Below are 19858 nucleotides of genomic sequence, written 5' to 3'. Positions count from 1 at the left end.
GAAGGGAGACTACTGTGCGCGTTTGAGCCATACAGCGGCGTCGTGGAACGGAACACCGCCGAAGGGGGCGGCGGGGATGGCGCTGGTGAGGACGTTGATCCCCTTCCCGCCACGATGGGATTTGTTGCGGTGCAGACCTTCGGCAATCAGCACCCCGGTTGAAAGCCCGGTGTGGATACGCGCAGTCAGTTCAACCTCGCCACGATCATTGCCAAGAATGACGGCATCGCCATCGGCAATGCCAAGCCGCTCGGCGTCCTGAGGATGGACGAAGACCGAAGGCTCGCCTTCGCGTTTGAGACTGCCCGGGGTTTGGTTGAACGAGGAATTGAGGAAGGTGCGCGCTGGGCTTGTCGCCAGCTTAAAGGGTAGCGCCTCGGTGACGACTTCGTTCACGGCCCAATGATCGGCGAACTTCGGCATGATGGCGGGATCGCACACCCAACGATAGCCCTTGCGATCGGCGACCTCCTGCCAATTGGGCGCAAACCGGTAGCGTCCGTCTTCCCAATTAAACCCCTTAGCGAAGCGGGCAACATCGTCAGGCCGCTCACGATCGACATAGCCCGTTTCTTCAACCTCTTCCAAAGCCGGATAGCCCGAGCGGGCAAAGGTGTCAGCGACGACTTCCCGATCCTTGGTGAAGAACACCGGATCGGTTTCGCCGAGGCGTATGGCTAGCGCGTTGATCAGCTCGTGGTTAGACCAGCATTCGCCGGGGCGATCCACCACGGCTGGGCCATAGAGCACACGCGTATGGCCGCCACGGGTGTAATAATCATTGTGCTCAAGGAACATGGTGGCGGGCAGAACAATGTCTGCGAGTTCCGCCGTTTCAGTCAGAAACTGCTCATGGACGACGAGGAACAAATCCTCGCGCAAAAAGCCCTCGCGCACGCGGTTCTGCTCAGGGCAGACCGAGGCGGGATTGGTGTTTTGAACGATCATCGCTCGCACCGGCCCACCGCCTTGAAGCGCCTTGGCGTCGCCGGTCAGGATCGGTCCGACTTCGGACATGTCGAGGGAACGCGGCTGGCCCTTTTGCAAGAAGGTGCCTTCGAGGCGCGACTTATCCAGCCCCCATGTGCCGGAATTGGAGTGGAAAGCACCGCCACCGCGATATTGCCACGCGCCAGTCATGGCTGGGATAGAGAGCGCTGCATGAACCGAGGTTGCGCCATTGCGCTGGCGGGAGAAGCCATAACCGAGGCGGAAGAAGCTTTTCTTGTTCTCGCCGACTAAACGCGCAAAGGTCTCGATCTGCTCGACACTTAGGCCGGTAATCTCAGACGCCCATTGCGGGGTGCGGGCCTGCAAATGTGATTCAAACTCGGGCGAGAAGTCCGTGTATTTGCTCATATATTCCCGATCCGCGAGATTATCGCGGAGGAGGATATGCATGACAGCGACGGCGAGTGCGCCATCGGTGCCCGGACGCAGGATCAGCGCCAGATCGGCCTGATCCATGGTCGTTGTGCGGTAGATGTCGATAACGACGATCTTGGCGCCACGGGTTTTGCGCGCGCGGGTGGCGTGGGTCATGACATTGATCTGGGTGTTGACCGCATTGGTCCCCCAGATCACCACGCAGTCGCTTTCGGCCATTTGCTCGGGGTTTACCCCGCCGAGCAGACCGGTCCCGGCGATATAGCCCGGCCAAGATAGACCAGTGCAGATGGTGTCATATTGGTGCGAATAGCCACGCACCGCGCGCAGACGCTCGATGCCATCACGCTGCACATGGCCCATGGTGCCAGCATAGAAGTAGGGCCAGACGGCCTCTGCCCCGTGTTCGGTTTCAATGGCCTGAAAACGCGAGGCGATCTCGTCGAGCGCTTCATCCCAAGAGATGCGCTGCCACTGCCCTGCCCCCTTGGGCCCAACACGGCGCAGCGGGTGGGTCAGACGCTCGGCGTGATGGATACGCTCAGCGTAACGCGCCACTTTTTCGCAAATCACACCGGCGGTGTAGGGATCGTCCTTAGCCCCGCGCACGCGACCCACTTTGCCATCGGGCAAGATGTCGACGTCTAGCGCGCAGACCGACGGGCAATCATGCGGGCATACAGAGCGGATGGTGCGAATGGGGGCTTGTGCGTTCATGGGGTAAAACTACCCCCAAGGACCCACCCGAGCAAACGCAGATTTACGATAGCTCGGATCAATCCGGTTGATGAATCAAAGACCGAAGGCGCGTGTGGCGGTTTCCGAATTCCGACGTGCGCGCATCGCCGCGTGGCTGACCAATTGCGCCGCCCCGGCATGGAACTGGGAGAAGGTGATCTTGCCGGTCGGGCCTTGAACCGTGACGCCGCGCCAGTTTGGCATGACGTCGCGCACGTCGCTCCACTCAATCGCCGTCTCACGGCCGAGCGCTGAACGGTGGACCAGTTTGCGGTGATCCCAACGCGTTTTGGTGAACAGGCCAGCCAGACCGATCCCGGCTGCACCGGCAACCAGCAGGAGAGAAGCGATATAGGTCGCGATCAATTGAACCGCGTCGGCGCTCTGCCCCATGGTCACCACGGCGAACACAAGCACCATCGCCAGTGCCGCTGCGCCATAGCAGGCGAAATACTCGACCAATGACGGGCGCAGCTCGTTCCACCCATCGTCCGTTGTCAGCGCGGTTTCTGGCTGCATCAAGCGCAGCGCCAAGAAAGCTGCATAGCCAAAGGCCACGACGCCTGCTGCACGCGACAGCGGCAAGTGGCTGAACGCCGGCATGTATTTGAGGGCGATCAGAATAGAAATAATGACGAGCGGCAGGGCCACTTCTTGCCAACGCAAAGGCACGCTTTTGTCTCCAAAAATAAGCCGCGACGCGAACGGCAATAATTTCGTCTACATCGCAGCAGCAAACTTGTTTTGGCTATTCACAATTTTGCGGTTCGCAGGAATGTCAGCACTTCTTGCTGGGGATGTGTCTCGCAGCCCTCACAGAATTGACCTGATCAATTGAGCCCAACCTGGCCTATTGGGAGACTTGATTTCCCCACCATCACTCAGTTTGATTTCAGAAATTGTCGTTTTTCATTAGACGGAAACGATTTACCCCCTTACCCGTCCTCTCGCCGTTTGGGAGGAAACAATGGGACATTCAGTCCGCATGCCGGTGACGCCGATGCTGGGAACATCCATGTTCTTTTCCGGCATCACCTATGCAGCCACCGCTCCCTATGCTTCACTGGTTGGCGTCGACGCACTGGGCATGGCACCAAGCGTTTTCGCAACGGTGATGGCCATTGGCTCGTTGATCGGCCTGATCAGTGCTATCGGGCTGGGCCTGCTCTCGGACCGGATCAAAGATCGCCGCTGGCTTGTCATTCTGACGGCCTTTGCGGGCATGACAGGCCACGCGCTGATATTCTGGGGTCAATCGCCCCTCGCCTTCATCATCGCTACGGCCGTGATCATGCCTTTGGGCTTGGGGTGTTTTTCCCAATGCCTAGGCTTTATGCGCGTTTACTTCGTGCACCATCGGCCGGACAGGGCCGACTTCATCATGACCATTATGCGCATGATGTTCACCCTGGCCTGGGTGATCGTCCCCCCGCTGGTGGGATGGATTGCTTCGGCCTACAGCGTTTTTCTGGTCTATCTGCTCTCTTCGCTGAGCTATTTGGCAATTGGCGCCATCTTCCTCATCTTGCTGCGGAACCGCGACACCGCGGTGCAATCGCCACGCATCGAAAGAGCGGAAGGGGCATCATTGCTCTCAACCTTCGCGATCGAGCGGCCCAAGGTTTTTGGCCTTTGTTCAATCGTCCTGATGTGGACCGGCGCGCGGACGGCGAGCTACATCGTGCCGCTGTTTATCGTCAAAGAACTGGGCGGCACGCTTGCCAATGTGGGAACCTATTCGGGCATCAATGCTGCGATTGAAGCGCCGAGCATGTTTGCCATTGCGTGGCTGACCACAAAGGTCAGCAAGGAAACCCTGCTTGCAATTGCCGGGCTGTGCCTCGCTGTGTTTCTCGCCAGCGTGAGCCTCGCGCCCTCCATCCTTGTGATCTACTGCCTGCTCGTCATTAACGCTGTCGGCGTCGCGCTCATCCAGACACAGAACATCGCCTATGCGCAGGATGCGATCAAAGGGCGCGTGGGGCTGTCCACATCGCTGATCGACTTAATGGGGATCGCGACAAACCTTCTATCGGCTGCAGCATTTGCTGTGCTGATGGGGCTGAACGACTATCGCCTCGCCATCGCTTGTGCTGCCGGTTTCTCCCTCATTGGGGCGCTCTCTATGGCGGGTAGCAATTTCAAACGCCTCGGCCGCCTCCGCTCGGCCTAGGCCGATCAGCATCCGAGATGGCTCAAATTAGCGCTTTTCATTAGACGAAATCGATTTAACCCCTTACCCCTTTGGCGCCTTGAGGGAGGACATTATGGCTAGAACGCTTCGAATGCCGGTTACACCAATGCTGGCCACGTCGATGTTCTTTTCGGGCATCACCTATGCGGCTACCATCCCCTATGCCTCGCTCGTGGGGGTCGACACGCTGGGCATGAGCCCCGGAGTGTTTGCAACCATCATGGCCATCGGCGGGGTCGTCGGCACATTGGTGTCGCTGTTTCTGGGCTATATTTCCGACAAGATCAAAGATCGGCGTGGCCTGCTGCTTTTGTCGACCCTTGCCGGGGTTGCTGCCAATTTCACGGTCTATGCCGTTCCCACTCAATTCGGATTTGCCTTTTCGGCCATAGTGCTCATGCCGCTGGCGGGCGCGAGTTTTTCGCAGTGCTTTGCCTATATCCGCGTCTTTTACGCCAAGAACGCGCCAGCTCGGGCCGACTTCATGGTCACGACGCTGCGCTCGGTGTTTACGGCGGCCTGGGTGATCGTCCCACCGCTTGCGGGCTGGGTAGCGGCTGAGTTTTCGATCTTCAACGTCTACCTCATGGCCGCTTTGGCCTATGTGGTCATTGGCGCGATATTCGCGTTGATGATGGTTGATCCGACCACCGCGGTCCAAATGCCACCGCCGGTTCGGGCTGAAGGCGCGTCGCTGCTGTCCACCTTCGCACTGCCCCTCAGCACCCTCGGGGGGCTGATCAGCCTTGCCGTGATGACCGCCGCAGCGCGCATTCTCACCTTCACGGTGCCCCTGCTCATTGTCACCAATCTGGGTGGCTCTCTGCCAGACGTGGGTTTTTACGCCGCCATTACCGCAGCGATTGAAGTTCCCAGCCTGCTGATCTGGGGGTGGCTGGGCATGCGCTTTACCAAAGAGATCTTACTCGCCAGCGCGGGCGTTATCCTCGCGCTGTTTATGCTGAGTGCGGCGATGAGCCAGTCGCTGCCGATGCTGTATTGGCTGCTCATCCTCAACGGCTTTGCGACTGCAGCACTGATGGGGCTCAATATTTCCTATGTGCAGGAAGCGATCAAAGGGCGTGTCGGGCTCTCGACCTCGCTACTCGATGTCATCGCCATTTCCGCCAATCTGATGGGTGCGACGGCTTTCGGGGTGCTGACCAGCGGCGGCGATTATCGGTTTGCGCTGATGGTCGGTGCGGGCGTGGCGGTTCTCGGCGTGGTCATTATGGTCGGGGCAAATGTAAAGCGACTGCGGCTTTTGCCGGTGAATGGGGGATAGGCGCGGAGTCCCCCCACCCCGGCCCTCCCCTCAAGGGGGAGGGAGAAGGAAGGGTGCAGAGATGCAAGCATACGCAGGACGGCTTCCCTCCCCTTGAGGGGGAGGGATTGAGGGTGGGGTGGTTGCTCCGCAAAGGAGGAAAAGGGAACGCCCCTCCCCACAAACGAAAAAGCCGGAGGTTTCCCCCCGGCTCTTTCAAATCTTAAAGCGCTTATTCTGGGCGCTTCTTCTTGTGGTCCTTGACCTTAGGCTTCTTCACGAAGAACTCGCCTTCGGTTGCTGGCTTGGACCAAGCTGGCTTGCCCTTGTCCTTATCGAACTTTGGCTTGTCAGCGCGAGGACGTTCAGCGCGTGGCTTGTCATCCCAGGTCTTTGGCTTGTCGTCCCAGCTCTTGGCTGGACGCTCGCCGCCGCCGCCGAAATCGTCAGAACGCGACTTCTTTGGGTAACGTGCCTTGCGGTCTTCGCGTGGCGCCATTGGATCGTAGTTCGAAGGACCGGTTGGGCGACGATTGCCCTGTGGGCGCTCGCTCGACCGTGCTGCTGGCGCTTCGGTTTCGGAGATGTAGACACCCTTTTCGAGCGTGCCGCCCTTGCCGACTGCCTTCTTGAAGGCGTCAACCTTGTCAGCGGACACTTCAAAAACGGTTTCCGTTTCAAAGATGCGGATCGAGCCGACAGCGGACTTGCCGACGCCACCAGCCTTACAGATCATTGGCAGCAGCCAACGTGGCTCAGCACGCTGCTTGCGACCAACCGAAACCTTGAACCATGCGCCGCCGTTGAAGGCTTCGCGCGATGGGCGTTCGCGGGAGTTGAAGTCGTCGCCCGAGGATGGGCTTACATCTTCTGGAACCGGACGGGCTGCGAGCTGCAGACGGATGTAAGCGGCCGCGATGGCTTCTGGCGCGTGACGCTCCAGAAGTTCAGCCACCAATGGTGCTTCATCTTCCGAGGCCGCATTGCTCAGCATTTCTGCCGAGAGCATCTGCTCGCGATAGCGCGCATCGATTTCGTCTGCGGTCGGTGGGTTGATGTTCTCTGGGTCGATCTTTGCGCCACGCAGGATCGAAAGCGCGACGCGCTTGCGGTGTGCTGGAGCGATAACAACGCAGGTGCCCTTGCGGCCCGCACGACCGGTACGGCCCGAACGGTGCAACAGGGTTTCCGAGTTCATCGGCAGATCGGCGTGGATCACGAGATCGAGGCCTGGAAGGTCGATACCGCGAGCCGCAACGTCGGTTGCAACGCAGATACGAGCGCGGCCATCGCGCATCGACTGCAGCGCATTGGTGCGTTCAGCCTGCGACAGTTCACCCGAGAGGGTCACCACGGCGAAGCCACGGTTGGCAAGACGAGCCGAGAGGTGCTTAACCGCTTCACGGGTCGAGGCGAACACGATGGTGTTGGTGCTTTCGTACCAGAGCAGCGTGTTGATGACCGCGTTTTCGCGTTCGGAAGCGGAAACCGACATCAGCTTGTATTCGATGTCAGCGTGCTGCTGGCCCGAGCTGGTGGCGGTGATGCGCAGTGCGTTCTTCTGGAAGGTCTTGGCCAGTTCAGCAATCTGCTTAGGAACAGTTGCCGAGAACAGCAGGGTGCGACGATCTTCCGGAGCGGCGTCGAGAATGAACTCGAGGTCTTCGCGGAAACCAAGGTCGAGCATTTCGTCTGCTTCGTCGAGCACAACGGCACGCAGCTGGCTCATGTCGAGCGCACCGCGGGTGATGTGGTCACGAAGGCGACCTGGGGTACCCACAACAATGTGCGCACCACGATCGAGCACACGACGTTCGGCGCGCTGATCCATGCCGCCAACGCCAGCAGCGGTAACCGCGCCAGTTTCGGCATAGAGCCAGGTCAATTCGCGCTGAACCTGCATAGCAAGTTCACGGGTCGGAGCAATGCAGAGGGCGAGCGGTGCGCCCGGAGGCGGCAGGCGGTCGTCTTCGCCGAGAAGGGTTGGCGCAATCGCCATACCAAAGGCTACGGTCTTACCGGAGCCGGTCTGTGCGGACACGAGCAGGTCGCGTCCATCGGTGTTGTCCTCGATCATCGCAGCCTGCACAGGAGTGAGGCTGTCGTAACCCTTTGCGGTGAGCGCGCGGGCGATTGGAGCGAGGATATTATCAGGCAGGGTCATCACGTTCTTTCATGCGATGCAGCATGCTTGGCGGTTGCCGGTTCCGACAGAGAAGGAACGGATGACCAATAAAGCTTCTGCATAATTTGGGTTCCACAGGGGGAAAGGGAACCCGGACGTTTGGCGTCTAAGGCACAAACAGCAAATAGGCCGCCTCCGATGGGCAGCCCATGAGTCTCTCATTAGCGGGGACTGGAGCAAAATACCAGAGACAGGTTGCCCCACGAGCACGGTGCGTCATTATGGACCGTGCGACAGAGCGGCATTTAAAGGGAAAGGGCGAACCGTTTTGGCCCGCCCCTTCCAATTTATAGAGCTTATCCCGTTATCGGAATGAGCCCTGTCATCGGCACTTAGCCAACGATTTCTGCGTCGGTGAAGAAGTACTTGATTTCTTCAGCAGCGGTTTCTGGAGCGTCCGAACCGTGTACGGAGTTTTCGCCGATCGAAAGAGCGAATTCCTTACGGATGGTGCCTTCAGCAGCCTGTGCTGGGTTGGTCGCGCCCATGACTTCACGGTTCTTGAGGATTGCGCCTTCGCCTTCCAGAACCTGAACAACAACCGGCGAAGCCGACATCTGTTCTACGAGTTCACCGTAGAATGGGCGTTCCTTGTGAACTGCGTAGAAGCCTTCGGCCTGTTCGCGGGTCATGTGGATCTTCTTCATCGCAACAATGCGAAGGCCAGCGTCTTCGAACTTGGCAGCGATCTTGCCGATGAGGTTACGACGGACGGCATCTGGCTTGATGATGGAGAAAGTACGTTCGAGCGCCATGGCGGTCAAATCCTGTTGCGTGGAGAAAGGTGGGGCCTTTTAGCGGAGCCTTGTTACAGGCGCAAGACGGTGTGCGCGCTCGGATGAGAGTTCATCGCCGAGCACACACAAAAAGTGACAGCCCGGCCCCGCGAGCCGGTCTGCCTTTTCCCTTAGCGGTCGATGGTGACCACTTCACTGCCCAAAACCTTGCCGTCGGCGCTGGTCAGGGTGACATTGAGCTGGGTGATCGTCTCATCCGCTTCAATGACATAGGTCACATCGCCTTCTTTATCGCGGGTTGTGCAGTTTGGGCTTTCGCCAGAAACGGCCAGTTGCACTTCAAGCACGCCATTGGTCAGCGCACCCAGAGTTGGCACACCGATCTGGTCACAACCGCCATTCTTATATTCGATGTCGAACTCGACCTGCGTAGCATTGACGCGTTCGGCATCAATGTCCGCAAAGCGCAGCGCATTGGCCGCTTCCTGCGCAAAGACAGGCGTTGCCAGTGTGGTTGCAGCGACGAGGGCTAGAGCTAGAGTGGTCTTCATCATGGTTCGGTCCTCTTCGGAGTTGGTCCTCGTCAATGGCCAAGCGATGATTTCGCTCCCCCTCTTGTCCCATGATATTCGCCCAGCGGTTGCCAACGCAGCGCTTAGCCCCTAATCCAGCACCAATCATTTTTTCTAAAGCGCCGGTGCAAGCTGGCGCTGACTAGCGGATCGACTTGGCCCATGCTGACCATCAACAATCTGACCTACCGCATCCAAGGGCGCGAGCTCTTTGAAGATGCGTCGCTGGTTCTGTCCGATGGTGCCAAAGTTGGGTTCGTGGGCAAGAACGGTACCGGTAAAACCACGCTGTTCCATATCATTCAGGGTCACATCAACGCTGATGCCGGCTCGTATGAGATCAACAAAAAAGCCAAGCTTGGCGCCGTAGCGCAGGAAGCCCCTGCTGGCGACGAAACCGTGCTCGACGTTGTGCTCGCTGCCGATAAGGAGCGCACCGCGCTCATGGCAGAAGCCGAAACGGCCACCGACCCTGATCGCATTGGCGAAATTTACACCCGCCTTGCCGACATTGAGGCCCACACCGCTGAGGCGCGCGCGTCCACCATTCTCAATGGCTTGGGTTTTGCGCAGGATCGTCAAAACTCCCCTACTCGCGAGCTTTCGGGTGGTTGGCGCATGCGTGTAGCGCTTGCGGCTGTGCTGTTCAGCCAGCCCGACCTGCTGCTCCTCGACGAACCGACCAACTATCTCGATCTGGAAGGCACATTGTGGCTCGAGAAATATCTCTCGACCTACCCCTATACCGTCTTCCTCATCTCGCACGATCGTGACCTCCTCAATAAGGCCGTCAATTCGATCGTTCACCTCGAGCACCGTAAGCTGACCTTCTACAAGGGCAATTACGACACCTTCGAGCAGACCCGTCGCATGCAGATGGAGCTCAACAACAAGAGCCGCGAGAAGACGCTCGACCAGATCGCGCATCTGCAAAAATTCGTGGATCGCTTCAAGGCAAAGGCCACCAAGGCCAAGCAGGCTCAGGCTCGCGTCAAGATGATCGAAAAGCTGCGCCCGCCTGAAGCGATGTTTGACGAGCACTCCTCGCCCTTCACCTTCCAGCAGCCAAAGATCGACCTGCCCACGCCGATGATCACCCTGGATCGGGTGTCCACCGGCTATGGCGACAAGGTCATTCTGCGCAATATCACCCAGCGCATTGACCCAGACGCGCGCATCGCGCTGATCGGGGTCAACGGCAATGGTAAGTCGACCTTTGCCAAGCTGCTTGCGGGCGAGATCCCGGTGATCGATGGCGCGATGAAGATGCACAAGAAGCTCGAAATCGCCCATTTTGCCCAGCACCAGATGGACAAACTCAAGCCCGAGTGGACGCCGCTTGAGCACGTGGTCGATCTCACGCCCTATGACACGGAAGCCAAGCGCCGCAGCCGTCTGGCGCAGATGGGCCTCACCACCAGCCGCATGGACACCAAGGCCAAGCACCTTTCAGGTGGCGAACGCGCGCGCCTGCTCATGGGTCTGATCACCTTTGGTGGCCCCTCGATGATGATCCTCGACGAACCGACGAACCACCTCGACATCGACAGCCGCGATGCGCTGGTGCATGCGCTCAATGACTATCAGGGCGCAGTGTTCATCATCTCGCACGATCGTCACTTGATCGAAGCCACTTGCGACACGCTCTGGATTGCCGAAAACGGCACAATCCGCGAGCTGGACGAAGACCTCGACAGCTATCAGCGCAGCATTACCTCCGGCAAAGACACCAAGGGCAATGGCTCTGACGCCAAGGGTGAACGCAAACTTGGTCGTCAGGAAGCCGCGGCCCGTCGCGCTGAGCTTGCGCCGCTCAAGAAGAAGATCACTGACGCTGAAAAGAAAATGGCGCGGCTCAAGACAGAGCTCGACAAGATCGACGCCCAGCTTGCCGACCCGGCCATTTACAACGGCCCCTCGGACAAGATTATCGCGCTGGGGAGGGACAAGTCCCGCTTCGGCAGCGAGCTCGAAACCCTCGAGGAAAGCTGGTTGATGCTGTCATCCGAGCTGGAAGAGGCGGAGAAGGAATAAGCCTTCTTTCGCCTTTCAGCGGCGCTGTGCCCGAGCATATTGGAACTGGCGGCGTAGATCGGACAGTTTTTCGAGCAATATCGCCGTGCCACCATCGGGCACGCGGGTGAAACTCACCGCATAGCCAACATCGTGCAGCAGAATGGCGACAAACGCCGTCTGCTGATCGGCTCGCTTTGAGCCTTTATCGACAGCAAAGCGCTTTGCGCGGTCGAACCCCAGGTCTGAGAATTGCGCATAATTCTGGTGCTGTTGCACCATATGGATCAATTTGGCTTCGACCGGACCGTGGCGAAACGCAGGACTGGTGAAAAACAGATAAGCCGCGATAATTGCAGCAACGAACCAAAGCTCAGCGTAATAAAATCCGCCCAGCAGCAAGCAGCCTAAAATGAAATACATAATGCCGGTCTCACATAGCAATGTCCGGCAATGGTCGAGCGCAGGCTCTGTTCCATCACACACGCGGATGTGAATCTGCTCCGCGCTTCGCAATTGGGTGCGCGCCCCCGAGCTCTAGGGGCCATCAAAACCGAGATACTCATAACTACTCAAACGGCTTAAAAAACTCTTGGTCGAGCTAAGCACCCATGGGCCTCAATGACAAGCGCCAGAACAGCGAACTTTGGCAGCCTCTTCACCAAATTCACACGCCCAGATTGACACCACGCCATGGGTCTTCTTTCATGCCAGCAACAAGGGGGCGTGTTGATGCGTAAAATTTGGCTGCTGCTCACGGTCGCGTTGATGGCAATTGTGCCTGCCGCAGCTGCCGATTTCGGGGACCTGCCAAAGCACCAGCGCGCCGACGCTCTGCGCTATGCCGCAAACAACAGCCTCTTTACGCTCTATCATGAGACGGCCCACCTGCTCATCGACAAGCTCAACCTGCCCGTTCTGGGACGCGAGGAAGACGCAGCGGACACGATCGCGACCTATGTGATGCTGGAGAAAAAATCCCCCGACATGAACCGCGCCTTGCAGGATGCGGCTGAGGGGTGGCTCACCACGGCACGCAATTATCAGGCGGCGTTCAATATCGAGGACTATATGGCAGGCTATAGCCCAGATCGCCATCGCGCTTATCAGATCATGTGCCTGATGGTGGGTGCCGATGGTGCAGCGTTCCGCAAGTTTGCCAATAGCCACGGCTTAGCCTCTGGCCGCCAACACGAATGCGCCTTCGTTTATGAGCAGGCCTATCAAAGTGTCTCCTCGCTTTTGAGCAAGCAGACAGGCCCTTCGCGCGTTGATGTGAAATACTTTCCCGCCGGGCGCTCGCTGCGTCTCGTCGAGCGCGCTTTGCGGCGGAGCGGCGTCATCGAAAAGGTCGCCGACGAGCTTCGCACCAACTTCAAAATCCCCGGCCGGGTGCTGATGACGGTGCGCGTCTGCGACGAGCCCAATGCCTTTTATGACACCACGACCAGCGAAATCATTTTTTGCTACGAACTGATGGAAGAGTTTCTCCAGAGCTATTCCGCGGACCTTCCCACTGCAGTAAATCAGCGCTAGAAAATTGTGACGTGATCGAGGGATCACGTATCGGGGGATTTCTCATGCGCAGAGGTTTAGGGGCCAGTCTGGTGGCCCTTAGTTTTGTTTTGTCTGCAGGCACGGCTTTAGCCAAAGACGGGCCGCTGGATGAAGGGGAAGGCTTTAACGGCTTTGCCACCTATTCGTCCCACAGCATCACGCGGGAAGCCGCATCGGACGAGGCGCCAGCCGAACTGCCAGAAGACGCAGGCGACATCATGAGCGATGCCATGACCTTCGCCATGCACGATGCCAGCTTCACCATTTACCACGAAGTCGCGCATCTGCTGATTGGCGAGCTCGATTTGCCAGTTCTGGGCAAAGAAGAAGATGCCGCCGACGCTTTGGGTACGATCTGGCTGCTGGAGTTTGACGAAGCTGAGGATAGCTACGACGCTCTGGTCAGTGCCGCCGATGGCTGGTATTTCAACGCTCTAAAGGCCGACACCAGCACATTTGAAGAGCTCGCCTATTCCGCCGACCACACGCTGGACCTCCACCGCGCTTATGCGATGGTCTGCTATATGGTTGGCAAAGACCAATCGGTGTTTGGCGATACGGCGGATGATTACGACATCGACAGTGACCGTCAGGAGAGCTGCGAGAGCACTTATAGTGACGCCTTCCGAAGCTGGATGCGCCTGCTCGAACCGCATATCACTGAGAGCGATGCGGTTTCAGATTATGAGGTGATTTACGAGGATGCTGGCGACTATCAAGACATCGCCGATGAACTCAAGTCACGCGCCATTATCGACATCGCGGCAGCATCGATTGCCACGACATTCACCCTCCCCCGCAAGGTGACTTTCCGCGTGACACAATGCGGCGAAGCCAATGCCTATTACTACCCGGCAGAAGGGGAAGTGGTTTATTGCTACGAACTGGCCGACGCCATGCGCACCCTCTATGTCTATGACATCATGGGATGGGGCGACACGGCCAATTAACTGAATCCGACATAACGGCCGGGGCGGTGGTTGAGCGCAACAATCATGTTCATCACCAGCGCCCCGAGCACCGAATAAAAGACGCGGTCGAGGGGCAGGACGAAGAAGGCGGCGACCAAAATGGCGGCGTCCACTGCCAATTGGAAATAGCCGGCGCGGATGTTGAAATTCTCTTGCAGGTAGAGCGAGAGAATATTGATCCCGCCAACGCTCGCTTTGTGCCGGAACAGCGATAACACCCCCAGCCCGATGAGCCCGCCACCCACCAGCGCTGCATAGAGCGGGTTGATGGTTTGGATATCGATCCACACCGGAATCTGGGCCGAGAACAACGACACCAGCGCCACGCTAAACATGGTTTTGAGGCCAAAAGGCACGCCCATGCGCATGAAGGCCAGCGCATAAAACGGCAGGTTGATGGCAAAGAACAGCCAGCCGAACGGAATGCCCGTGGCGTATTGTAAAAGCAGAGCGAGGCCCGCCGTACTGCCCGTCGCCAATTGCGCTTCGGCGTAGAAGGCAATGCCGAGCGCCACCAGCGTCGTGCCGATGAAAATAGCAAAAATGTCTTCGGCAAGATTGTGCCGGCTCGGCGTTAGAAGATCGTGCGTCATGCCTTTTTGACCCAGCGTCCAGTCGGCTCTTGCTGCCAATACGTCACTTCATTGCCCGTACGCAGCGCTTTCCAAGCGACACGCGCCTGCGCCACGGCGTTCTCATCATGGCCCGAAAACATAAAGACGAGGCGATTATAACCCTCTGCCGATTGCGGCACTGCGCCATCGACAAAGAACCGCACCGTCGCCTGATTGGGGTTTTCCTGGCCGGTGGTGATCAAAATAGGCTGTTGGCTGTCGAGCTCGTCACCGGCCAAACCATGGGCAACAAACGAGTCATCCCGGAAGGTCCAGAGCAGAGAATCAAGCGCTTCCGCTTTCTCCTGGCTCCCCACTTCCACAACTGCACGCCAACCGCGTTCTGCGGTCTTCTCAAGAAGTTGCGGGATAACAGCTTCCAGCGGACGCGCTTCGAGGTGATAGAAGAGGATTTCGGCCATGAAAGCGACCTTATCGCGCTTCAAATCGGCGCGCTAGCACAAGACAAGCGCTGGTTCTGTCGCCTAACAGATTGTTTGCCGGGGCGAATTCAAGCATGGTGCAGCCGATGAAGAAGCTGACAGCCTATATTTCGCGATTGTTCGCCACGGACGCGGTGATCCTGTTTGTGATCGCCTGCTTTTTGTTGTGGCTGGTGAACTGTTTGCGCCAGTTCGACGTGGTGTCCGTCAAGGGGCAAGGGTTTGCGACCCTGGCTGTCCAAGCGCTTTACACCATGCCGCCTTTGGCGCTCGCCTTCTTCTACATCTGTATCGGCATTGGCATTGTGCGCGCGCTCGCAGCACTGCAAAACAGCCACGAGTTGCACATCATCCATTCGAGCGGCGGTCTGAAATCGCTGTTCAGGGCAACGACCTTCGTCTGCACGCTCTCGGTTATTGCGGTGATGTTCCTCGCGCATATCCTTGAGCCGATGGCCAACCGCAAATCCTATGAGCTGCAAGCTGCGGTCGCCGCCGATCTCGTCAGCTCCACCCTCAAGCCCAATCGCTTCACGCAGGCAACGCCGGGCGTCGTGCTGCTCATCGGCGGGCGTGAAGGCAGCGGGCTGATCAACGAATTCTATGCCGATGATCGACGCGATCCCGGCATGCGCCGCACCTATATCGCCGAAACTGCACGCGTTATGGGCGACGGCGAAAACTACTTCCTCGAATTGCGCGACGGCAAAATCGAGAACCTCGACGCCAATGGTCGCTATTCCGAAGTGCGGTTTGCCCGATATGAGCTGGGCATCGACACGCTGAGCCAGCAAAGCGTTTACGTCGACAAATACGCCTCCATGGATTCCATCTCCATGGTCCGCGAAGCGCTCGAAACGGGCGATTGGAATGGCGAAATCCTGCGCCACCTGTCGAACCGCTCCGCCGAAGGCCTGCGGGTCATCGGCCTTTGCGTTCTCGTTGTCGCTATCTCTGGCTTCCCGAGCGGCAAGCGCACCCGGTTCAAGCTGCCGATGGAAGCGGTCGTAATGCTCATCGCCTTTGGCGAACGTGGCATGAGCGCCTATTCTCCTTGGGGCCCCGGCACCGGTGGCGTCGTGCTCTTTGTCGTCGGCATTCTTGTCTTTGCCTTTAAGATCTGGCCCCGTCGCATCACGCGGGATGGGGTTGCAGCATGAACCAGATAGATCGTCTCGTTCTCGGCCGCCTCGCCTCCCGTATCGGCGTCACTGTCTTCATCTTCTACGGCCTGATTGCGCTGGTCGAGTCGCTGGACACCTGGCGCTTTTCGGTTGTTGAAAGCGAACGCGGCTTCCTCATGGCTCTTCTCATGGTTGCCATGAGTGCTGTGCGCTGGACCATCAAAACCCTGCCCGTCACCGTTTTGATGGGGGCCATTCTGGGTCTGGTTGACCTCAAGATGCGCCACGAGCTGACCGTCATCAAAGCCAGCGGCATTTCCATTTGGCGCGTGTTGCGCGCGCCCACTCTGGTGCTCGCCGCTGCAAGCCTCGTCATTGCCATTGGCGCAGAAACCGTCAGCACGCAGATCAATCGCGATCTTTATCCCATACCTCCGGGCCAAACCGCCCAGCTCACCCCAGCGGGTGAAATCTGGCTGGAGCAATATGGCGAGGACAGCCATTACGTGCTGATGGCGCGCGCTATGTCGCCGGGTGGCGAACAGCTGACCGATGTCACGGTCTTTAACCTCCAGGAAGCCGATTACGCGCGCTATGAAGCGCCGACGGCCGTGCTCCAGCAAGGCTATTGGGTTCTGAGCGATGCTATTGGCCGTCGTGCCGACGCCGTCGCCAAAACTCTGCCTTCTGTTCGCCTCTCGACCATTTCGACGCCATCCGAAATCAGCCTCAAAACCTCCTCGACCGACGATTTGACCTTCTTTGAGTTGGCGACACTGATGCAAAAGGGCATCGCTGATCCAATGGTCGCCTCGGCCACGGCAATGCGCCTGATCAAGCTCCTCGCGCTGCCTCTGGTTCTCGTCGGCTCGCTGTTCATCGCGTTTGCCTTCACGGCAGGGTACAGCCGCCGCATGCAAATCGGCCCTTCGGTTCTTTACGGCATGGTGCTGGGCTTCTTGGTATTTGTGATCACCGAAATGGCGGATCGTGCAGGCTCGACCGGCGCAATTGATCCTCTGATCGCAGCTATTTCACCGGCCCTCGTTGCCATTATCATTGGGGTGACCGTATTGTTACGGCGCGAAGATGGTTGGTCTTAACCCTGCCAACAGTCCCATTCGGATTTTGGCCGTAATCATCAAGCAATTGACAGTCCTGTGCGGACGCCGCATTGAAGGCGGCAAATGAATGAGCGGACGCGAACTATGACTCTTGTCAACCTTCGGCGCGGTTTGAGCGCAATCTTCGTGAGCCTTATGCTCGTTGCTGGCGGTGCGACCTCAGCTTTTGCTGCCACGGTTGCCACAGTGAACGGCGAGCCTGTTACCGACGTGCAGGTCGATCAGCGCCTGCGTCTCTTCCAGATGGAAGGCAATAAGACTGGCCGTCAGGGCGCGCTCAAGCAGCTCGTCGATGAAGCCATTCAGATGCAGGAAGCCAAGCGCATCGGCATCACTGTGTCCAATGCTCAGGTCGATGACGCTTTCCTTCAGGTCGCGCGCAATCTTCAGCTCAGCCGAGATCGCCTAATGCAGGTTCTTCAGCAGGGCGGCGTTTCCGCCCAAACCCTGCAGGATCGTCTGCGCGCTGCTATCGCCTGGAACGGCATTCAGCAGTCCGCAGTGGCTTCGCAGGTCCAGATTTCCGACCTTGAACTCGATCAGCGCGCCGCTTCGCAGCTGGCTGATTTCCAAAGCTTTGATTACATCCTCAAGGAAGTCATCTTCGTTGGTGGTGGCGGTCGTTCCGGCCAGGCCAATAAGTACCGCTCGAGCTTTGCCGGTTGCGATACCGCAGTTGATCTCTCACTCGCGTATAACGACGTTGCTGTGATTGACGTTGGTCGTCGTCACGCCACCCAGTTCCCAGATGCCCTCGCTAAGGAGCTCGCAGCTCTCAATGTCGGCGGCGTCACCAAGCCTCGCGCTGTCGAAAACGGCCTCTCCATGCTCGCCGTGTGCGAAAAGGTTCAGGCGCAGGATCTGACCTTTGTGAAGGGCGGTCTGCGTGACGAAGTTGGCCAGAGCCAATACGAGCAGGCAGCCAAGGACTATATGGAAACGCTGCGCACCAACGCTAAGGTCATCTACAACTGATCTTCAGCGCAGCTGATTGGACCAATCCCAGCGGCCGCAGTTTTGCGGCCGCATGATTTATGAGAGCCAGAATGACTGCTCCATTGGCGGTGACCATGGGCGAACCGGCCGGCATCGGCCCGGACCTCATCCTCCAACTCTACGCTGAGCGTGATGCGCGGGCCCTGCCCGCTTTTCTCGTTTATGGCCACGCCGAATTTCTTCGCCAACGCGCCCAGCGCCTTGGTCTTTCCCTATCTATCGTTGAGGCGACGCCAGAGACGGCAACTTCACAGTTTCCGAACGCCCTGCCCGTGCTCTCGCTACCCGGTGACGTGCCCGACACGCCGGGTCAGTCCGTTGCGGGAACCGGCCAAGTGGTGATTGAGGCTATCGCCCGCGCTGTGGCCGATACACGCGCCGGGCGCACCAGCGCCGTGGTAACCGCCCCGATCAACAAAGCTGCACTCTATGAGGTCGGCTTCGCGCATCCTGGCCACACCGAATATCTTGCAGAACTCTGCGCCGAAAACGGCATTGTGCCTCTCCCGGTGATGATGCTGGCGCATGAAGACCTGCGTACCGTTCCGCTGACGATCCACGTCCCCATCAAGGACGTGCCGGGGCTCATCACCCACGATCTCATCGTCGAGACCCTGCGCGTCATGGCGCGCGATCTCACCGCGCGCTACGGCATCGCTGCGCCAAAGATCGCTGTGGCTGGGCTAAACCCGCACGCGGGGGAAAACGGCACCATCGGCCGCGAGGACGTAGAAATCATCGTGCCCGCTCTTGAGGCCGCGCGCGCGGAAGGCATAAACGCCATCGGCCCGCTGCCCGGCGATACGCTGTTTTTCCCGCCCCACTGGCGTCAGTATGATGCGGTGTTGGCGATGTATCATGATCAGGCCCTGATCCCGATCAAAACCGTGGCCTTCGACGCTGGGGTCAATGTCACCTTGGGCTTGCCCATCGTGCGCACCTCGCCCGACCACGGCACCGCTTATGCTCTTGCCGGCACCGGCAAAGCTTCCCCTTCCAGTTTCGCTGCGGCCATTGCCATGGCGCACCAAATGACGGCCAATAAGTCATGAGCCAAATCGACAATCTCCCGCCGCTGCGCGACGTCATCGCCGCCCACGATCTGCGCGCCAAAAAAGAGCTGGGTCAGAATTTTCTATTCGATCTCAATCTCACGGCCCGCATTGCCCGCGTTGCGGGTTCGCTCGAAGGGGTTCGCGTTATTGAAGTTGGCCCCGGCCCCGGTGGTCTGACGCGCGCTTTGCTGGCAGAAGGCGCTCACGAAGTCATCGCCATCGAACGCGATGCCCGCGCTCTGCCCGCCCTTGCCGAAGTCTCCGATCACTACAATGGCCGCCTCACCGTCATCAGCGGCGACGCGATGGAGATGGACTATCGCTCCCTCGCTTCGACCACTGGCCCAACGCGCCTCATCGCCAACCTGCCTTACAATATCGGCACGCCTCTGCTTATTGGTTGGCTGACCACCGATCCTTGGCCACCGTTCTTTGACAGCTTGACGCTGATGTTCCAGCGCGAAGTGGCCGAACGCATTTGCGCCCAGCCGGGCGACAATCACTATGGCCGCTTGGCCGTTCTCGCCAATTGGCGCTGCCACACGCGCATTGCCTTCAATGTGCCGCGGCAGGCTTTTGTCCCGGCCCCGGCCGTCACCTCGGCTGTCGTCCATCTGGTGCCCAAGCCCGTGGAAGAAGGTCTTGCGGTCAAGCATGTCGAGCAGATTACCAAAGCCGCCTTTGGCCAGCGCCGAAAGATGATCCGCCAGTCGCTCAAATCGCTTGGCGTGCCGGTTGAGGCGCTCCTCGCGGCGGCTGATTTGAAGGGCGACGAACGCGCCGAAGTGCTTCCGGTCGAAAGCTTCCTCGCCATGGCCCGCGCCCTCCCCGGCCTGCGCCAGGGTTAAGCGCCGTCCCAAGTCTTTAGTGGGGTGGGTAAAAGCC

18 protein-coding genes are annotated in these 19858 nt (G+C 58.7%); 10 read left to right on the top strand and 8 right to left on the bottom strand.

Annotated elements, in window-relative coordinates; all coding sequences use genetic code 11:
* Nucleotides 1-9: 9 nt before the first annotated feature.
* Both JHC09_RS10025 and JHC09_RS10020 read right to left on the bottom strand, forming a co-directional pair.
* Entirely contained in the window at nucleotides 10-2103 is a 2094-nt protein-coding gene (locus tag JHC09_RS10025; RefSeq protein ID WP_199531828.1) for a molybdopterin-dependent oxidoreductase, read from the bottom strand.
* Between the two features lie 75 nt (nucleotides 2104-2178).
* Nucleotides 2179-2796 carry a hypothetical protein gene (locus tag JHC09_RS10020; RefSeq protein WP_199531827.1) on the bottom strand — a complete coding sequence of 206 codons (618 nt, stop codon included), beginning with the start codon at nucleotides 2794-2796 and terminating at the stop codon, nucleotides 2179-2181.
* Nucleotides 2797-3091: 295 nt separating this feature from the next.
* Between JHC09_RS10020 and JHC09_RS10015 the strand changes: the two genes are divergently transcribed.
* A complete protein-coding gene (locus tag JHC09_RS10015; RefSeq protein WP_199531826.1) occupies nucleotides 3092-4297 on the top strand; it encodes an MFS transporter in 1206 nt (401 codons plus the stop codon).
* Nucleotides 4298-4391: 94 nt separating this feature from the next.
* Nucleotides 4392-5603 carry an MFS transporter gene (locus tag JHC09_RS10010; protein WP_199531825.1) on the top strand — a complete coding sequence of 404 codons (1212 nt, stop codon included), beginning with the start codon at nucleotides 4392-4394 and terminating at the stop codon, nucleotides 5601-5603.
* A gap of 211 nt (nucleotides 5604-5814) precedes the next feature.
* On the opposite strand, the gene JHC09_RS10005 is transcribed toward JHC09_RS10010, so the two are convergent.
* The 3 genes from JHC09_RS10005 to JHC09_RS09995 all read right to left on the bottom strand — a co-directional run bounded on the left by JHC09_RS10005 (nucleotide 5815) and on the right by JHC09_RS09995 (nucleotide 9058).
* Entirely contained in the window at nucleotides 5815-7746 is a 1932-nt protein-coding gene (locus tag JHC09_RS10005; RefSeq protein ID WP_199531824.1) for a DEAD/DEAH box helicase, read from the bottom strand.
* A gap of 353 nt (nucleotides 7747-8099) precedes the next feature.
* Nucleotides 8100-8522, bottom strand: a complete 423-nt coding sequence (ndk, locus tag JHC09_RS10000) for a nucleoside-diphosphate kinase (RefSeq protein WP_169196717.1) — start codon at nucleotides 8520-8522, stop codon at nucleotides 8100-8102.
* Nucleotides 8523-8674: 152 nt separating this feature from the next.
* Entirely contained in the window at nucleotides 8675-9058 is a 384-nt protein-coding gene (locus JHC09_RS09995) for a hypothetical protein (protein ID WP_169196716.1), read from the bottom strand.
* Nucleotides 9059-9238: 180 nt separating this feature from the next.
* On the opposite strand from JHC09_RS09995, the gene JHC09_RS09990 reads away from it, so the two are divergent.
* Nucleotides 9239-11110 (top strand): ABC-F family ATP-binding cassette domain-containing protein, encoded by a 1872-nt coding sequence (locus JHC09_RS09990; RefSeq protein WP_199531823.1) that lies wholly within the window; start codon nucleotides 9239-9241, stop codon nucleotides 11108-11110.
* Between the two features lie 15 nt (nucleotides 11111-11125).
* Here the strand turns inward: JHC09_RS09990 and JHC09_RS09985 are convergent, their stop codons facing one another.
* Nucleotides 11126-11512, bottom strand: a complete 387-nt coding sequence (locus tag JHC09_RS09985) for a hypothetical protein (protein ID WP_169196714.1) — start codon at nucleotides 11510-11512, stop codon at nucleotides 11126-11128.
* Nucleotides 11513-11821: 309 nt separating this feature from the next.
* On the opposite strand from JHC09_RS09985, the gene JHC09_RS09980 reads away from it, so the two are divergent.
* Both JHC09_RS09980 and JHC09_RS09975 read left to right on the top strand, forming a co-directional pair.
* Nucleotides 11822-12625, top strand: a complete 804-nt coding sequence (locus tag JHC09_RS09980; protein ID WP_199531822.1) for a DUF4344 domain-containing metallopeptidase — start codon at nucleotides 11822-11824, stop codon at nucleotides 12623-12625.
* A gap of 71 nt (nucleotides 12626-12696) precedes the next feature.
* Nucleotides 12697-13596 (top strand): DUF4344 domain-containing metallopeptidase, encoded by a 900-nt coding sequence (locus JHC09_RS09975; RefSeq protein WP_199531821.1) that lies wholly within the window; start codon nucleotides 12697-12699, stop codon nucleotides 13594-13596.
* Here the strand turns inward: JHC09_RS09975 and JHC09_RS09970 are convergent.
* Both JHC09_RS09970 and JHC09_RS09965 read right to left on the bottom strand, forming a co-directional pair.
* Nucleotides 13593-14210, bottom strand: coding sequence for a YitT family protein (locus JHC09_RS09970; RefSeq protein ID WP_199531820.1), 618 nt, complete (start codon nucleotides 14208-14210; stop codon nucleotides 13593-13595). The genes JHC09_RS09975 and JHC09_RS09970 overlap by 4 nt on opposite strands.
* The gene (locus JHC09_RS09965; protein WP_169196710.1) at nucleotides 14207-14653 is read right to left on the bottom strand and encodes a DNA polymerase III subunit chi; all 447 of its coding nucleotides are present in this window, start codon (nucleotides 14651-14653) and stop codon (nucleotides 14207-14209) included. Before JHC09_RS09965 ends, JHC09_RS09970 begins: the two co-directional genes overlap by 4 nt.
* Nucleotides 14654-14760: 107 nt before the next feature.
* Between JHC09_RS09965 and JHC09_RS09960 the strand changes: the two genes are divergently transcribed.
* The 5 genes from JHC09_RS09960 (at nucleotide 14761) to rsmA (ending at nucleotide 19821) form a co-directional block, all read left to right on the top strand.
* Entirely contained in the window at nucleotides 14761-15834 is a 1074-nt protein-coding gene (locus JHC09_RS09960) for an LptF/LptG family permease (protein ID WP_199531819.1), read from the top strand.
* Nucleotides 15831-16901: an LptF/LptG family permease gene (locus JHC09_RS09955; RefSeq protein WP_199531818.1), complete on the top strand. Its 1071-nt coding sequence runs from the start codon at nucleotides 15831-15833 to the stop codon at nucleotides 16899-16901. The genes JHC09_RS09960 and JHC09_RS09955 overlap by 4 nt, the downstream gene beginning before the upstream one ends.
* 105 nt (nucleotides 16902-17006) lie before the next feature.
* A complete protein-coding gene (locus JHC09_RS09950; protein WP_169196707.1) occupies nucleotides 17007-17897 on the top strand; it encodes a SurA N-terminal domain-containing protein in 891 nt (296 codons plus the stop codon).
* A gap of 71 nt (nucleotides 17898-17968) precedes the next feature.
* Nucleotides 17969-18970 (top strand): 4-hydroxythreonine-4-phosphate dehydrogenase PdxA, encoded by a 1002-nt coding sequence (pdxA, locus tag JHC09_RS09945; RefSeq protein ID WP_199531817.1) that lies wholly within the window; start codon nucleotides 17969-17971, stop codon nucleotides 18968-18970.
* On the top strand, nucleotides 18967-19821 hold the full coding sequence (rsmA, locus tag JHC09_RS09940) for a 16S rRNA (adenine(1518)-N(6)/adenine(1519)-N(6))-dimethyltransferase RsmA (RefSeq protein ID WP_169196705.1): 855 nt from the start codon (nucleotides 18967-18969) through the stop codon (nucleotides 19819-19821). Before pdxA ends, rsmA begins: the two co-directional genes overlap by 4 nt.
* Nucleotides 19822-19858 lie beyond the last annotated feature (37 nt).

Source organism: Devosia sp. MC532, from assembly GCF_016461625.1.
GTDB lineage: Bacteria > Pseudomonadota > Alphaproteobacteria > Rhizobiales > Devosiaceae > Devosia.
The sequence above is the reverse complement of the archived record's forward strand: the minus strand, read 5'-3'. Positions and strand labels throughout refer to the sequence as shown.

What these genes read in the sequence shown, in the direction of transcription:
- JHC09_RS10025 (WP_199531828.1), bottom strand. Translation starts at nt 2,103, where the DNA reads ATGAACGCACAAGCCCCCATTCGCACCATCCGCTCTGTATGCCCGCAT.
- JHC09_RS10015 (WP_199531826.1), top strand. Translation starts at nt 3,092, where the DNA reads ATGGGACATTCAGTCCGCATGCCGGTGACGCCGATGCTGGGAACATCC.
- JHC09_RS10010 (WP_199531825.1), top strand. Translation starts at nt 4,392, where the DNA reads ATGGCTAGAACGCTTCGAATGCCGGTTACACCAATGCTGGCCACGTCG.
- JHC09_RS10005 (WP_199531824.1), bottom strand. Translation starts at nt 7,746, where the DNA reads ATGACCCTGCCTGATAATATCCTCGCTCCAATCGCCCGCGCGCTCACC.
- ndk (WP_169196717.1), bottom strand. Translation starts at nt 8,522, where the DNA reads ATGGCGCTCGAACGTACTTTCTCCATCATCAAGCCAGATGCCGTCCGT.
- JHC09_RS09995 (WP_169196716.1), bottom strand. Translation starts at nt 9,058, where the DNA reads ATGATGAAGACCACTCTAGCTCTAGCCCTCGTCGCTGCAACCACACTG.
- JHC09_RS09990 (WP_199531823.1), top strand. Translation starts at nt 9,239, where the DNA reads ATGCTGACCATCAACAATCTGACCTACCGCATCCAAGGGCGCGAGCTC.
- JHC09_RS09985 (WP_169196714.1), bottom strand. Translation starts at nt 11,512, where the DNA reads ATGTATTTCATTTTAGGCTGCTTGCTGCTGGGCGGATTTTATTACGCT.
- JHC09_RS09980 (WP_199531822.1), top strand. Translation starts at nt 11,822, where the DNA reads ATGCGTAAAATTTGGCTGCTGCTCACGGTCGCGTTGATGGCAATTGTG.
- JHC09_RS09970 (WP_199531820.1), bottom strand. Translation starts at nt 14,210, where the DNA reads ATGACGCACGATCTTCTAACGCCGAGCCGGCACAATCTTGCCGAAGAC.
- JHC09_RS09965 (WP_169196710.1), bottom strand. Translation starts at nt 14,653, where the DNA reads ATGGCCGAAATCCTCTTCTATCACCTCGAAGCGCGTCCGCTGGAAGCT.
- JHC09_RS09960 (WP_199531819.1), top strand. Translation starts at nt 14,761, where the DNA reads ATGAAGAAGCTGACAGCCTATATTTCGCGATTGTTCGCCACGGACGCG.
- JHC09_RS09955 (WP_199531818.1), top strand. Translation starts at nt 15,831, where the DNA reads ATGAACCAGATAGATCGTCTCGTTCTCGGCCGCCTCGCCTCCCGTATC.
- JHC09_RS09950 (WP_169196707.1), top strand. Translation starts at nt 17,007, where the DNA reads ATGACTCTTGTCAACCTTCGGCGCGGTTTGAGCGCAATCTTCGTGAGC.
- pdxA (WP_199531817.1), top strand. Translation starts at nt 17,969, where the DNA reads ATGACTGCTCCATTGGCGGTGACCATGGGCGAACCGGCCGGCATCGGC.
- rsmA (WP_169196705.1), top strand. Translation starts at nt 18,967, where the DNA reads ATGAGCCAAATCGACAATCTCCCGCCGCTGCGCGACGTCATCGCCGCC.